Source organism: Gluconobacter sp. OJA (assembly GCF_039638325.1).
In the GTDB taxonomy this organism is placed as follows: domain Bacteria; phylum Pseudomonadota; class Alphaproteobacteria; order Acetobacterales; family Acetobacteraceae; genus Gluconobacter; species Gluconobacter cerinus.
In genome coordinates this window covers 839311-853633 of record NZ_JBDIWI010000001.1, presented here as the reverse complement: position 1 = coordinate 853633, position 14323 = coordinate 839311, and the positions used below count along the sequence as shown (strand labels likewise).

The window sequence follows — 14323 nt, the reverse complement described above, 5'->3', positions numbered from 1 at the left end:
CTAACTCAGTTACCCTGTTCGCCGTTTTCTGCACGCAACTGGCGGGCGCGGGTCAGGATGCGGGTCGTAATGTCAGACGTGGTCGTGGCTGAAACCGGAGTATCCTGCCATTCGCCGTCCTGAAACACCTGCCGGAATACCGACACGCGAAGCGCGTCAGAACGCATACGGCGGTCAAGCACATACGCAGCAATCTTGAAGCGCTCCCCCTTGCTGGACGGCGGCTGATACCAGTCCGTCAGAATGACACCACCGACTGCGTCGGCGGAAGCCAGCGGCATAAACGAAAGCGTATCGATCGCGCCACGCCACAGATAGGCATTAACGCCGCCCTTAAGCTGGTCAGCGCCACCTTCTGCCCCGCGATCAACGCCGAGCAGATGATTGCGGGGCGCAGTAAGGCTGCTGGGATCGCGAGCGCCGCCACAGGCAGCAACTGTACCGAGAGCAAGAATGCCCACGGCCGTCCGAAGCGCTGAACGGCGGGAAGAGCTGGAAACAATCATCTGCATACGAGACATCATGGTGGTCCTGCGGGCCGGGCCAGGGCCGTCACGGGCATGGAGACAGACTGGCGAAACCTGAATCCGGGCAACATCAATTCCGTGTTCATATCGCGCTCATCGGGTAAGGCCAAGCGCCCTACCTGCACATGAGCGCTTTATAAAAGACCTGTTGAGCTGAAAGCCTGCCGCAGCTCCGCCTTTTTGGCCGCACTCAGATACGGAAAACGACTCAAAATCTTCTCAATTGTCAGATCTGGAACCAGACGGTGCAAATGCTGTCGAACCTGCTGGATTTCCTCAGTACTTTCGCCCTCAAGCACCAGAGCTGCCAGATAATAGACCAGCGTGCTCGAGTAATTGGGGTGCAGCCCGGCCATCAGACGCCCCATTTCAATGACGTCCTGACGTTCTCCGCCCAACATCATGACCATCATGAAAAACGGTCTGATCAGTGTTGAAAGTGGAGAATGATACGGATTGTGACGCAGCTTTCCTGCTACCGCGGCCGCCTCAGCCAGATTTCCATCCAGAACATGTAACAGGACGCGGCATAGCAGCACATCGTGCATGTTATGCATGCTTGAAGCCCCAGCCATAGACTTCTCACACATCCGCATAATGGAACGTGCCAGAGGCACAGATGCCGGATCGTGCATCAGCAGAGTGGACAAAAGAATGGCCATCCCAGGCGCATCCGGCTTAAGATTAACCAACAGGCGCGCAAACTCGATACCACGCGCGAGCAATGCTGTTCCCGCCGCACTCCAATCATTTTCGTAGCGGATCAGGCAGTAGAGCACCTGCATCACTGCCACGGTACCTTCCCGCGGATCTTCAATCCCCGCAGCGTCAAGAAGCTGACTAATCCTCGGGAACAGGGCATTGTCCCGCTTCAACAGCAACATGAAAACCCTGGTCGCTTTACCCAGAGCGGAGAGTTCACTGTCTGCGCGGTTCGCCGTACGGCGTGCCTCCGCAAGGAGAAGGCCCCACTGCATTGCCGTTGCAGGCCCCATCAGCCCGTTACTGACTGACATCGGGTCCAGATCAGGCAGATCGTAGTAAGTGCCCCAGACGATAAAACCACCGGCCCGAACATCCAGAACCTTCAGGATAAGCCGGAAAGCATTATCCGAGGCACCGGCCCGAACCGCGCCGGTCACCACATAATCGGCGCCGAGGCCGCGATACGATGCAAGGGGGTTGGCCGGGTCTGGAACGAAACCTTCAGGCTTTGCCACAATATCAAAAGTGTCGACATGAACGAACAGAAGTTCAAACTGATCGCTCAAGCTGGTCGCGCACTTCAGCTCGGCATCTTTCAAACCGTCCGCCGTAAACGGCGACAATACAAGCAGGGAGATCTTTCGGGACTGCCCGGTTGCCATCTGCGAAAGATGAAGGGGTAATGCCAGCATCGGATCTGTACGCTGTGCACCTGTAGGAACAGCAAGAGTATCGTCGTTGCCTGAAAATAGCACCGAAGCGCCGTCCAGCTCGGCAATACCTGCGGCCCCAATGCTCGGCTCGAGCCCCGCTGCTTTCAGAACACTGGAAATTAACGCTTGGGTAACAGGGCCTGCCACATGCCCCTCTTCCTGCCCAAAGGCTCGTACGGCCTGCTCCGCTAGGAGAACAGCCCTTGCCTGCTCACCGCGACGCAAAGCACTTTGAATCTTGGCACGCCATGCGGCTTCATTCAGGGCATCAACCTTGAGAAGACGATCCGTAACGTCATCAACCTGCTCTGGGTCAGTCAACTCGCGCAGACAGCCTTCGTAGAGCCCGAGAAGATGATGTGAGAGCCGTGCACGCTGCTGACTGAGCCACTCATCCAGTGCAACATCGATTCCGCTAAGCTCCCCAAGCAGCACTTCCTCTGGCGCAGGGATACTGTCGATGGTCCTGACACTGGCCGTGAGGATACGTTCAGCGTCCACAGACGTCAGAGCAGGCTTCAGCATAAGAGAATGCCGCTGCACATCTATGATCTCGACGCCCAAAGGGCTCAGAGCGTCCAAAAGACGGTGAATTTCCTGCCGCAATGAAGCGCGCGCCATATCTTCTGGCCGACGACTCCATAGCAGTTCAGCCAGTCGGGAACGAAGGACGGGCTTCCTGTCAGACAGAGCCAGAATAGCCAGAAGCGCGCGCGTTTTACCCCCAACAGGAAGAACACTCTCCCCCGTCAGGGTGCGCGCTTCCATTTGCCCAATAAGCTTGAGACGGAGAAGTGTAGGGTCTGCTTCGCGGGCCTGGCGCACTGAACTTGAAAGCATCTTAGTCATACCCATCAATACCCGCAGTCAGACCGAAACGCATGAAAAGGACGCAGACTATCTCGATCAGATATTCGATGCGAAACCATGGCTAGCAACCCTCAACCCTAACAGCCCTGAAACAGGCGTTTCAAAACGCTCGCTGTAGGAACAGGCTGTGGCATTACCATCCTCCCTACCCAGGCGCTGATAATGTTCAGCAACCACACCCCATCAGAAGATTTCTTGAAATCTTTATGGAGGGGTCTATTTCGAGGATAGCAATTCTTCGCACTCATACATTGAGGCAAAGATATACCACCCAGTTACGTACTGCTTTCTCAACCTATCCACCGGATAAGCCAAGACTATGGCACTTCATCAGAGACAGCTTTTGACACAGGCACTTCTGAAAGTTTGATATCAAAAAACTATGTAGACAGGGATGACTGGAACCACAGACAACACGAAAGTGCAAGAATGTTCTTACATTTTTGCCTCCAAATTTAGACATATAAATACGCCAAAAACCCGATAATTGGAAATATGATTTACGTTTTTATGTTAATTTGATAATTAAATTACGGAATGAATAACGTTTCCGCTTCACTGATATCATATTTAGTTTGCAAAATAATAACATTTTTTTCAATATTAAGGCTATCCAGAGCGCTGCTTGCAGGTGAAAGCATCTTAGGATAACTAGCTCCTCGTGTGTCCGCGTAGCTCAGCAGGATAGAGCACAGGATTCCTAAGGTCTGAATTGGGCGCCATGACAGGAAACTTCATGGTGGATTCACTCAAATTCGGGGAACGCTCTGGTTCACTTGAGCCGTGCCAATCCCGAGCCAAGCTTTCCGCATTAGTCGGAAAGAAGGTGTAGAGACTGTACGGGTGACACCTTGGCCGCTTAGGGGGCTGTGGTGAAGAGACAGTCCAGACCACGAACATGCTCAAGGGCATGGCGGCGAAAGTCGAAGTGGTATGAATCCTGGGGCCGGAGGTTCGAATCCTCTCGCGGACACCATATCTTCACAAAGTAATTGTCTTCTCCTGCGCGCTGCCCCTGACAGGGACATTGTGTGGAATACCAAGTAGAGAGTGCAATAAATAAACAACAAAAGCAGCGGTCAGAAGTACCGCCAGTAAGCGTCCAAAAATACGAAATGCCACAATAATTAGAGCGCATAACAGACAAAGAAGAAGAACCGTCTGAAATTGTCCATGTATCCCAATGCTACTCAATACGGCACGCGCAGCGACTTCCACAAAAGCTACGGCCGCGACAATAAAGCCCAGCAGCATCAGGATGAAACTGAGCAAGGTGTCAAAAATGGATTGCATGGTTCGCCCAGAGCAAGAATTGAAGCAAAAGCATTCTACAAAGACATCACCCGCTCTTTTTGGTCAATCGCTTCCAGCGGCAGGGATGGACGGATGATAACGATGTCATTACGAAAGAGAATAGCGACACCTGGAACTTCTGCCTTTCTATGAGCATCTCATGACCTCTTCGCCCAACCTGCTGCTCACGATCATCCAGGCTATTTTGCCCATTCTGGTCACACTGGGCTTCGGCTATTTTGCCGCATACCGTAAAGATTTCGATGCCCAGCAGGCAGGCGTTCTAACGCGACTGGTCATGCTCTATGCCCTTCCGCTCGAACTCTTCGTCTCCATTCTGAGCACGCCCAAAGCTCAGGTGCTGTCTGCTGGTCCGGTAGCGGCGCTAATACTTTTGGCAATGGTGGGCGGATATGCTGCCGTTTTCAGTGTATTCCGTTTTGCACTGAAGCGCCGACTGAGCGAAGCCTCCATCATTGCCATGACAATCACCGGTCCCTCGGTCCCGTTTATTGGTATCCCAGTTTTAGGGCAGATTTTCGGCGCTGCCAGCGGTGTGCCAATTTCAATCGCCGCCCTAGCGATGAACCTGATCCAGTTGCCCATAACCCTTATTCTGATGGGGCACGATCACGGAAACCGACAGGCCCGCGACACTACGACGGAAAGACGCAACGAACTTCGTGAACTGGTAGGGCATCTTCTTCATTCATGCCGTGAGCCCGTGGTCTGGGTGCCCCTGTTAGCTCTTGTGCTGGTCAGTGCTGGCGCTTTCCTGCCGGTATTCCTGAAGGGGTCCTTTCTTCTGCTCGGCCATACGACGGGAGGAGCAGCTCTGTTCGCATCAGGCGTCGTCCTTTTTACGCGGCAGGTTCGTTTTAGTCCTCTGGTGGGCACGATTGTGGGTATCCGCAACATTGTCATTCCGGGAATAATCTATGCTCTGGCTCGAGCGTGGCACCTTCCCCCGCAGGCCCTTCAGGAAAGTGTGTTGACGATGGCAATCCCAAGTGCCTCCATCAACGTTATTCTGGCAATGCGGTATCACGTTCTGGAACGCGAAATCGCTTCCGTCCTGTTTTTCGGAACACTGACTTCCATTGCAACAATGGCATTTTTCATATGGCTAACCGGCGCTTAAATAGCTTCCTCTTTGTCTGCACTGGCAATATCTGCCGCTCTCCACTCGCTGAACTTGCCATGCGTCGAGAGGCTGAGAAGCGAGAACTTGAACTCGATATTGATTCAGCTGCTATTGGACATTGGCACCTCGGGTATCCACCAGATCCGAGAGCCTGCAAGGTAGCAAGCCAACACGGCCTGGACGCTTCGGCACTTAGATCACGCCTCATCTGCGAAGATGATTTTTACCGCTTTGATCACATCATTGCGCTCGATCACTCACATCTGACCCACCTGCAAAATATGCAGCCCTCGGACAGTGGAGCGCGCCTCTCCCTTATGCTCGACCATATTCCTGGCCGAGAGGGTGAAGACGTCGATGATCCTTATTATGGCCCAGAAAGCGGCTTTACGATCACTTGGAACGACGTTGAACACGCCTGCCGCGCCCTTGCGGACAAAGAGCTCGACACTCTTCCCTCCCGTCACTGATCAACAGGAGAACCGACTTGTCTACCAAACCTGACCTGCTCATGATCGACCCTTTCCCAGCCGGGATCGTAGCGCGACTTGCAGAGCATTTTAACCTGTACACATACAGTGACCTCGATCAGCTCAAGCCAATCGCAGATAAAGTCCGGGGGGTGGCCACTGGCGGCGGTTCAGGACTTCCGCGCCCCCTCATGGACGCGCTTCCTGCGTTAGAAGTCATCGCCGTCAACGGCGTTGGGACAGATCAGATCGACCTTGACGAGGCACGCCGCCGCAAAATTGGTGTTGCAACAACGCTCGGCACCCTCACCGATGATGTCGCAGACATGGCCATTGTCCTGACGCTATCAGTCATGCGTGACACGGTTTTGAATGACCGTCTTGTTCGTTCCGGTGAATGGTCCAGAAATTCGCTGCCGCTGTCCCGCAGCGTGACCGGAAAGCGGATGGGCATCGCAGGTTTTGGTCAGATCGGGCAAGCCATTGCCCGTCGTGCGGCAGCGTTCGGCCTGGAACTGGCCTATTTCAATTCGAAGCCACGCCCTGAAAGCGCCGTACGCTTCGAAAGTGATCTGAAAAAACTGGCTGAGTGGAGCGATATTCTCGTTCTGGCAGTCTCGGGAGGTCCTCGCTCAGCCGATATGGTTGATGCGGAAATTCTTGAAGCTCTCGGGCCAGACGGCGTCCTCATCAACATTGCCCGCGGATCAGTTGTCGATGAGGCGGCTTTGCTGTCAGCTTTGCAAGAAAAGCGGATTGCAGGCGCGGGACTGGATGTGTTCCAGAATGAACCAAACATCAATCCCGAGTTCTTCAAGCTTGATAATACGGTCCTGCAAGCTCACCAGGCATCGGCAACCGTAGAAACGCGGACCGTTATGGGTAACCTGATGGTCGACAATCTCATCGCGCACTTTGACGGTAAGCCGTTACTGACACCCATCCTGTAAAACAGCTACTCCAGAAACTGTTCAGCGATAATACGCTCGGACAACCCGTGATCTGGATCGAAGAGGACCGTGGCATGCAGCTTGCGGTCCTCTTTGACAATCACCTCAGCCACATCACGAATTTCCTTGAAATCTGCGACTGCCGCCGTGGGTCTCTTGTCTGTGTCCATCAACGTCAGTCTGACCACGGCCGTCGATGGCAGGAGAGCGCCCCGCCAACGCCTGGGACGGAAAGCAGAAATTGGCGTCAACGGTAAGATGTTCGCACTCAGGGGCACGATGGGACCATGTGCGGAAAGATTGTACGCCGTCGATCCCGCAGGCGTCGCAACAATGACCCCGTCACAAATCAACTCTTCCAGCCTTGTCCTGCCATCAACCTCAATACGAATACGGGATGTCTGGCGTGTCTGGCGAAAGAGGAACACGTCATTAAACGCCCGCGCTTCCGACACTTCTCCATTAACTGTCCTCGCCGTCATATGCAGCGGATGCAGCAAGGAAGGTTGCGCATTTAACAGGCGTTCCGGTAGATCATCTTCATTGGGCGTATTCATAAGGAACCCGATGGTTCCGTAATTCATACCGTACACGGCCAACTCAAGCCCAAGAACACGATGAAGCGTTTCGAGCATGAAGCCATCGCCCCCCAGACTGACAGCCACATCAGCGCGTTCGATCGGAACGTTCCCATAGCGAGCGACCAGAACTGCGAGTGCATCCTGGGCGGCGTCTGTCGACGCCGCTACAAAGGCAATTTTCATACCGGTCAGATCAGCTGCCTGTTTGCCTGAATTGGCATACGTTCACGCACCTGACGCACCTGATCAAAATCGAGATCGGCAGTTCCCCAAGCGGCTTTGCCGCCCAGTTTCAGAACAACCTCGCCCCATGGATTTACAATCATGGAGTGACCATATGTCTGACGCTCCTTTCCAGCAGCATCCGTATGCCAACCGGCTGTCCCACAGGCAATGACCCACGCCTGCGTTTCTATCGCACGTGCCCGGATCAGGATTTCCCAATGAGCTTCCCCTGTCTGCTGTGTAAACGCAGCAGGCAAGATGATCATCGCCACATCTGCGGCCCGCAATGCAAGAAACAGCTCAGCAAAACGCAAATCGTAGCAAATGGCGAGACCCGTCGGGACGCCTGAAATGTCTACAACCTCTACGCTGTCGCCTGGCACATAGTTATCACTCTCCCGATAACCATCCCCATTCGGCGTGACCACATCAAAAAGGTGAATTTTCCTGTAGCGTCCGCATTCATTGCCGTGAGGGTCAAAGATCAGCGATGTATTCGCCAACTTGTCTTTCCCCTCACCCGAGACGGTTTCTCCGATCGAACCACCATGAACCCAAATACCGTGCTCTTTGGCCATTGCGCGCAAAGCCTCATACAGCGGACCACCAGACTCTCCAGGAGCCGGGAGTTGCTCAGCGCTGGCATGCTTGGTCTCAGCCGTCCCGCCCAGGCAACTCCACACCTCTGGCAAAACCACCAAGACAGGATTTTCGGCTTTTACTGCATCCGCCACGAGCTTCTGAGCCTGAGCAATATTTGCATCCCGGTCAGCCGAAGGAGCCATCTGGATCAGTGCAACACGCATGGTCGGTACATTCCCTTTAGCAATGACCAGAGACCATAAGCGATCACAAAGTCCGAGGTAAGCCCGAACACCTTAGACTCAGATGGCAGCTTGCAACACACGAGAGCCATGCATTCTTGGGTTCTTACTGAATGACCCCAACGGTCCGTATCTTTGCGCGAGTAGAAATTTCTGTTTGCGATAGAACCATGGTCGCTGGGCGAATGCGTTCCACAATCATTCGCATCGGACGACGCATCCCCCCGGCGACAAGAATAACCGGGTTTTCACCCTGCCCCAAAGCTACATTCAAAGCCTGTCTCAGCTTGCCTACCAGTTCGTTCAGGCGAGATGGTGGGAGCGCCAACTGGCGATCATCTGCAGGACCAATCATGTTTTCTGACAACACGACTTCCCAATCGGGGCTTAGTGTCAAAACAGGAATATAGCCCTTTGGTCCGGTAACAGCGAAGCTGATCTGACGCGCCAAACGGGTCCGAACATGTGAGGTCAACGCCAGTACAGATTTGAGACCTTGCCCACAGCCTTCCTGAAGCGCCTCTAAAATACCCGACAGATCACGAATTGAAATCTGCTCCGCAAGAAGACTTTGTAGAACTCTCTGAACAACACTCACCGACACTTGAGACGGAATAAGATCGACAATCAGTTTCTGCTGATCTCGTGGCATGTCATCCAGAAGTTTCTGTGTCTCGGAGTAAGACAGGAGGTCGGCCATGTTTTCCCGAACCAACTCCGTTAAGTGCGTAATAATGACACTTGCTGGATCAACGACTGTGTATCCCTTGATGATTGCATTCTCTCGTTCACTTTGATCGATCCACAATGCTGGGAGATTAAATGCCGGCTCTCGCGTTTCCTCACCCTGCAAGTCTGGCAAACCTCCTTTCGGATTCATCGCCAAAATTCGACTAATCCGTACTTCACCATGTCCAATTTCGATTTCTTTAATTTTTACAGCATACGCGTCAGATGAAAGCTGAAGATTGTCCTGAATACGGACGGGAGGGAGAATAAATCCCATTTCTCCAGCAATTGTTCTTCTGAGAACCTTGATTTGTTCAGTCAACCGCGCACCATCACCGCTAGCAATTGAGAGCAAATTAAAGCCCAACTCTAAACGTAGCAAATCTACACGGAGGCTTTCAGTAATGGGGGGCTCACCAGACTGCGTGTTTTCAGGAAGGCTGACAGCATCCTCTTCAGCATCTTGATCCTTAACAGGTGAGCGATGTCGCAACCATGCTCCTCCTCCTGCAAGAGCTGCCAAACCAAGAAAGGGAAGCGTCGGCAACCCAGGCATTAATGACAGGACAGCCGCTGAGCCCGCTGCCAGAGCAAGCGGTTTTGGGTTCCCGCCAAGTTGCCGCACCAAAGCTACGTCCGCCGCACCTTCAGTACCTCCCTTGGTCACCACAATACCCGAGGCCGTAGAGACAAGCAGAGCAGGAATTTGCGAAACCAGGCCATCGCCGATCGTTAAAGTCGTGAAAGCCGATGCGGCATCCGCCACAGACATCCCATGACGCCCAATGCCGATGGCTAACCCTCCGACGATATTGATGGCCGTAATGATCAAACTCGCGATTGCATCTCCACGGACGAACTTGGCCGCACCATCCATCGCTCCATAGAACCCACTTTCTTCCTGGAGTTCTTTACGGCGCTGCCGCGCAATTTTGTCACTGATGGCGCCAGAAGACAGTTCAGCATCAATCGCCATCTGCTTTCCAGGCATGGCATCCAGCGAAAAGCGTGCTGCAACTTCGGCAATACGCCCTGACCCCTTTGTGATCACCATGAAATTCACAACCAGAAGGATTGCAAACAGGATCGCGCCGATTACGACGTCACCTCCCATCAGAAAACCTCCGAAAGCAGCTACGACATGGCCAGCTGCATACATCCCCTCATAACCGTGACTAAGAATAAGTCTGGTTGTCGCAACCTCCAGCGACAGACGGAGCAATGTTGTGAGAAGCAGCAATGTCGGGAAAGAGGTGAAATCGAGTGGTCGCGTTAAAAACAAAGCGACCATCAGGACAAGTACGGACGCCGTGACTGAGAGGGCCAGCCCGACATCCAGAATGAATGTCGGTAGCGGCAAAACGAGAACTGAAAGCAATCCGGCAACAGCCAGTGCCAATCCAACATCCGTTCCCGGCAGCCAGCGCTGCCCTCCTTGCAACCAAGCAGGCAAGGGCATTTTCTGAAAATAACCAGAGAGAGAGGTCTTTTTCACGAAGGAAGAAAGAACCCCTTCTGATGTGTTCATAATAATATTCTTACCTGATTAAATTTTTATCTTGAGAGAAAATATAACCACAAGGTTAAATATTAGGAAATTTTTCAGTTTTTAACTTTTCCAGATTTAATAATTTCCGTCATGGTTACACCAAGTCTATTCTCATCAACCATCACGACTTCACCACGAGCTATCAGACGATTATTTACGAGAATATCGATCGAATCACCGACTTTTCGATCAAGCTCCACAACAGCCCCACGCCCCAAGCGTAATAGCTGGCTCACCTGCATATTTGCACGTCCCAGAACGGCACTGACCGTTACAGGAATATCGTAGATCGCTTCGAGATCATGAGCGAAGCGAGGTGGCTCTACAGACTGCGCCGATACTGCTTCGACGTCATCAAGATCGAAATTATTCTGTGTATCAGCCATTTCAATTATTCCGCGCTCACTGCAGGTAAAACTTTATCCAGAGAAAATATTTTCAAAATTTCCTGCACCAAGGTTCCTGCCTCTCGGCAAGCCCTTCCCGTCGCCCAAAAAATTCGAAAATCTCCCGAAGCCAAAGTGTCATCTGCACGACAATCAATCACTTCCACTCCTTCTCGCTCACACAACGTTAATAAATGCTGAATTTCCTGAGATTTAGCTTCTATTCTGATGCGCGCAGCCTCTCTGAGGGTTGGCATGATTTTATCAATCAATACATCCCGTTCTCTGGGGCCATAATTTTCCAAAAGGGATGGAAAAATTTTTGCTAGATGAGAAAAAATGGCGATTGAAGAATCTTCAGCGGCTTGCTGTGCACATTGATTTATCTGATCAGAAATTTTTTTTATAAAATTTAAAGAATTATTCTCAATACAGTTCTTCCATTCAGATTTTTCTTTTTCATAAAAATTTCGTTCGAGTGCAGACACTCGTTCTTTTTCCTGCCTACACGCAAAATCTAAATCTTTGGCAGTATAGAGTTCAGGTGTGGTTATTTCCGAAGAAGACAGATCTGAGACAGGTTCCGGTTCGGCTGGAGACAAAACCGGGATGTCAAAATCTTCAGCGTAAAGAACTTTGGACACCTGATCGCGGCGATCGAAATCAGGAATACTCATACGAGCATCTCATTCGCGGCCTGTTCTTGATCCAGAAGTTCAATTTCCCCACGATCAAGGAGAACTTTGGCGACAAGCAGAATATCACTCTGTGCCGCATCGACGTCCTTAACGCGCACAGGGCCTAATGCTTCAACTTCATCTATAAGAATACGCCCTGCACGCTCAGACATTGCCGCAAGAAATGCACTTCGCAGTTTCTCGCTTGCACCCTTAAGAGCAATCGGCAAGCTTTCGCGTGCAATCTGATTAAGCAACACCATAAGGCCCTCTACAGGAACCTGAGCCAATTCCTCGAAAGTAAACATAAGGCTTTTAATTCGCTCCGCATCATCATGACTGCGCTCATCCAGGGCGGTCATAAAGCGTGCTTCAAGTCTTCGATCGAAATTATTAAAGATGTCTGCAAGAACTTCGTGGCTGTCTCTATGCGAACCACGAGGAAGGTTAGAGACAAACTCGGATCTTAATGTCTGCTCCACACTGTGCAAAACACCCTTCTGCACATTTTCCATTTTCAGCATCCGCGTCATAACATCGAGCGAAAATTCTTCAGGAAGCAGAGCGAGAACTTTCGCCGAATGCGCTGCCTTGATCCTGCTAAGAATAACTGCGACCGTTTGCGGATATTCATTTTTCAAATAGTTAGCGAGCACTGCCTCTGAGACATTTCCAAGTTTGTCCCACATAGTTCGCCCGGCAGGACCACGAATTTCTTCCATGATGGCTGCGGCTCGCCCAGCGGGAAGCGTATTTTTGAGCAATCGTTCTGTTGTTTCGATATCGCCAATCAAAACCTCCGAAGACCCGAGGCTCCGGCTGAATTCGTGACAGACGCTTTCGACAGTTTCTGCAGAGACCATCCCAAGCTGAGACATGGCGGCAGAAATTTCTCGAATTTCTTCTTCATGCATCTGCTCAAAGAGGCGCGCGCAGTTTTCTTCTCCTAATGCCATCATCAGAATGGCGGACTTCTGCGCACCCGTGACAGATTTTTCCAGTCCAATCATTTTTAGTGCCCCTCCTGTCTCGGCATCAGCCAACTGCGCATCAGTGCAATACTTTCCGCAGGATGCGTTTCCACGAGGTCTACCACCCGCTGAACAGAGGACGCTCGAATACGGCCGGAAACGCCACTCACGGCCACTGTCTCTTCGTCACTCTCTGTTAGAGGCACTGTGGCATCATATGGAGCAGCCAAAAGAGCGGTCGGGTTCCCCGCATCAGTCGCCAGTGTGCCCCCCAACTCAGGCAGGGGAGTTCCGCCACTTCTTGCTTCAGAAAGAAGCTGCCCGGCCGGAAGCCCGCCACCAGGGGGACGCAACAAGGGGCGCACGACAAAGAAAAGCACCATCAACAGGCACAGAGCAAAAATACCGAAACGCGCAGCTTCCATTTCATTTGAGCGGCTCAAAATTCCCTTCAGAAACGTCTGTTGGGGCGCGGGCATTGTCGCTTCGATATCCGAAAACTGCATAGACATTACGGTAACAACATCGCCACGAGCCTGATCGAACCCAATGGCAGTCTTGGTCAGAGCCGTTAGCCTTTCCAGCTCCTGAGTATTTCGTGGCTGCCAGACATGTTGACCTTTCACGTCCGTCTGCACGGCTCCATCAACCATGACAGCAACACTGATACGAGAAATGCGTGGCTGATCCTGCACCAAGGTTCGAACCTTTTTACCAATCTCGTAATTATCCGTTTGCTCCTGCCTGCTGCTTTGACTTCCGTTCTGCGGCTGACCAGCATTAGCATTCGGCAGATTGTTTCCGACCGTCGTATTAGCTGTTCCCTGTGTGTTTATACTTTTGTCATTTTTGGTTTGCTGAGAACGAAGAACCTGCTGGTCAGGGTCGTAACTTTCCTGAGTTTCCCGCACATGATCATTATTCATCGCCACGGTCGCTTCCACCCGCACACGCCCTATGCCGATAGAAGCTCCCAACATGTCCTCAACTTCACGGGAAATGCGTTGTTCCAACGCCTGCCGTTGCATTTCTGCCGTTTGATTACCATCGACGCTTCCCGCGCCCTGGCGCAGCAGGACATGCCCGCGATTGTCTACGAGTGAGATATTCTGCGCCTCCAACCCCGGTACCGCCGCAGAAACCAGATTAACGACCGCCGCAATACTTTCCTCATCCAAACGGCGTGCGCCTTCCATCGAAAGAAGCACACTTGCCTGGGCGCCCTGCTCATTCGTAGAGAAAAGCTCTCTGTGCCGCAGAACAAGATGAACACGAGCATTGCGAACACCGTGGATCAAGCGGATTGATCGCTCCAATTCACCTTCCAGCGCACGCGTCTCGTTGATCGTTTGCTCAAACTGCGTGGCTGTAAAACTGTTTCCCTTATCGAAAATCTCATATCCGACCGAACCGCCGGACGGCAGGCCACTTTTCGCAAGAAGAAGGCGTGCTTTTGCCACCTCGTCATCAGGAACCATGATCGTCGCCCCCTGATCCTGCAGGCGATACGCAATATGGGCCTTAGCAAGCTGATCTACGATTTCACCGGCTTCTCTGGGATCCAGATCTCGATAGAGCAGTCCGGTAGTGGAATTTGCTCCGTGCATAACCAGAACTCCGAGCAGCACAAGCAGCGCCGCCCCCACTCCCCCCAGAGCAGCCAGCCGTGGGAGGCCGAGCTGCTTCAGATTTGCGAGAAGAGCCTTCAC

General features: G+C 52.2%; 13 protein-coding genes. 4 read left to right on the top strand and 9 right to left on the bottom strand.

Going from position 1 to position 14323, the window contains the following annotated elements; all coding sequences use genetic code 11:
* Window positions 1–5: 5 nt before the first annotated feature.
* The gene (locus ABDK75_RS03965) at window positions 6–587 is read right to left on the bottom strand and encodes a DUF3576 domain-containing protein (protein ID WP_080951478.1); all 582 of its coding nucleotides are present in this window, start codon (window positions 585–587) and stop codon (window positions 6–8) included.
* 74 nt (window positions 588–661) lie between these two features.
* Window positions 662–2800, bottom strand: coding sequence for a hypothetical protein (locus ABDK75_RS03960; RefSeq protein WP_408874404.1), 2139 nt, complete (start codon window positions 2798–2800; stop codon window positions 662–664).
* Window positions 2801–3988: 1188 nt separating this feature from the next.
* Between ABDK75_RS03960 and ABDK75_RS03955 the strand changes: the two genes are divergently transcribed.
* From ABDK75_RS03955 to ABDK75_RS03940, 4 genes are read left to right on the top strand one after another with little or no spacing between them, the layout of a single operon-like run.
* Window positions 3989–4261 carry a hypothetical protein gene (locus tag ABDK75_RS03955; protein WP_346005044.1) on the top strand — a complete coding sequence of 91 codons (273 nt, stop codon included), beginning with the start codon at window positions 3989–3991 and terminating at the stop codon, window positions 4259–4261.
* Window positions 4262–4268: 7 nt separating this feature from the next.
* On the top strand, window positions 4269–5249 hold the full coding sequence (locus ABDK75_RS03950; RefSeq protein ID WP_346005043.1) for an AEC family transporter: 981 nt from the start codon (window positions 4269–4271) through the stop codon (window positions 5247–5249).
* Complete coding sequence (locus ABDK75_RS03945) at window positions 5231–5722, top strand: low molecular weight protein-tyrosine-phosphatase (protein ID WP_346005042.1); 492 nt, start codon at window positions 5231–5233, stop codon at window positions 5720–5722. Before ABDK75_RS03950 ends, ABDK75_RS03945 begins: the two co-directional genes overlap by 19 nt.
* A 17-nt stretch (window positions 5723–5739) precedes the next feature.
* Entirely contained in the window at window positions 5740–6672 is a 933-nt protein-coding gene (locus ABDK75_RS03940) for a 2-hydroxyacid dehydrogenase (protein ID WP_346005041.1), read from the top strand.
* A gap of 5 nt (window positions 6673–6677) precedes the next feature.
* On the opposite strand, the gene ABDK75_RS03935 is transcribed toward ABDK75_RS03940, so the two are convergent.
* From ABDK75_RS03935 to fliF, 7 genes are all read right to left on the bottom strand, one after another.
* Window positions 6678–7436 (bottom strand): NAD kinase, encoded by a 759-nt coding sequence (locus ABDK75_RS03935; protein ID WP_346005040.1) that lies wholly within the window; start codon window positions 7434–7436, stop codon window positions 6678–6680.
* A 5-nt stretch (window positions 7437–7441) separates the two neighbouring features.
* Window positions 7442–8284, bottom strand: a complete 843-nt coding sequence (locus tag ABDK75_RS03930; protein WP_346005039.1) for a carbon-nitrogen hydrolase family protein — start codon at window positions 8282–8284, stop codon at window positions 7442–7444.
* Between the two features lie 124 nt (window positions 8285–8408).
* Entirely contained in the window at window positions 8409–10490 is a 2082-nt protein-coding gene (flhA, locus tag ABDK75_RS03925) for a flagellar biosynthesis protein FlhA (RefSeq protein WP_408874403.1), read from the bottom strand.
* Window positions 10491–10633: 143 nt separating this feature from the next.
* Window positions 10634–10966 (bottom strand): flagellar motor switch protein FliN, encoded by a 333-nt coding sequence (fliN, locus tag ABDK75_RS03920; RefSeq protein ID WP_346005037.1) that lies wholly within the window; start codon window positions 10964–10966, stop codon window positions 10634–10636.
* Window positions 10967–10971: 5 nt separating this feature from the next.
* A complete protein-coding gene (locus ABDK75_RS03915; RefSeq protein ID WP_346005036.1) occupies window positions 10972–11643 on the bottom strand; it encodes a hypothetical protein in 672 nt (223 codons plus the stop codon).
* Window positions 11640–12653: a flagellar motor switch protein FliG gene (locus ABDK75_RS03910; RefSeq protein ID WP_211498515.1), complete on the bottom strand. Its 1014-nt coding sequence runs from the start codon at window positions 12651–12653 to the stop codon at window positions 11640–11642. The genes ABDK75_RS03915 and ABDK75_RS03910 overlap by 4 nt, the downstream gene beginning before the upstream one ends.
* A gap of 2 nt (window positions 12654–12655) precedes the next feature.
* Window positions 12656–14323, bottom strand: a complete 1668-nt coding sequence (fliF, locus tag ABDK75_RS03905) for a flagellar basal-body MS-ring/collar protein FliF (protein ID WP_346005035.1) — start codon at window positions 14321–14323, stop codon at window positions 12656–12658.

Bases quoted from the DNA above. Each gene is read 5' to 3' on its own strand.
- ABDK75_RS03960 (WP_408874404.1), bottom strand. From the start codon at position 2,800: ATGGGTATGACTAAGATGCTTTCAAGTTCAGTGCGCCAGGCCCGCGAA.
- ABDK75_RS03955 (WP_346005044.1), top strand. From the start codon at position 3,989: ATGTATCCCAATGCTACTCAATACGGCACGCGCAGCGACTTCCACAAA.
- ABDK75_RS03950 (WP_346005043.1), top strand. From the start codon at position 4,269: ATGACCTCTTCGCCCAACCTGCTGCTCACGATCATCCAGGCTATTTTG.
- ABDK75_RS03945 (WP_346005042.1), top strand. From the start codon at position 5,231: ATGGCTAACCGGCGCTTAAATAGCTTCCTCTTTGTCTGCACTGGCAAT.
- ABDK75_RS03935 (WP_346005040.1), bottom strand. From the start codon at position 7,436: ATGAAAATTGCCTTTGTAGCGGCGTCGACAGACGCCGCCCAGGATGCA.
- ABDK75_RS03930 (WP_346005039.1), bottom strand. From the start codon at position 8,284: ATGCGTGTTGCACTGATCCAGATGGCTCCTTCGGCTGACCGGGATGCA.
- flhA (WP_408874403.1), bottom strand. From the start codon at position 10,490: ATGCCCTTGCCTGCTTGGTTGCAAGGAGGGCAGCGCTGGCTGCCGGGA.
- fliN (WP_346005037.1), bottom strand. From the start codon at position 10,966: ATGGCTGATACACAGAATAATTTCGATCTTGATGACGTCGAAGCAGTA.
- ABDK75_RS03915 (WP_346005036.1), bottom strand. From the start codon at position 11,643: ATGAGTATTCCTGATTTCGATCGCCGCGATCAGGTGTCCAAAGTTCTT.
- ABDK75_RS03910 (WP_211498515.1), bottom strand. From the start codon at position 12,653: ATGATTGGACTGGAAAAATCTGTCACGGGTGCGCAGAAGTCCGCCATT.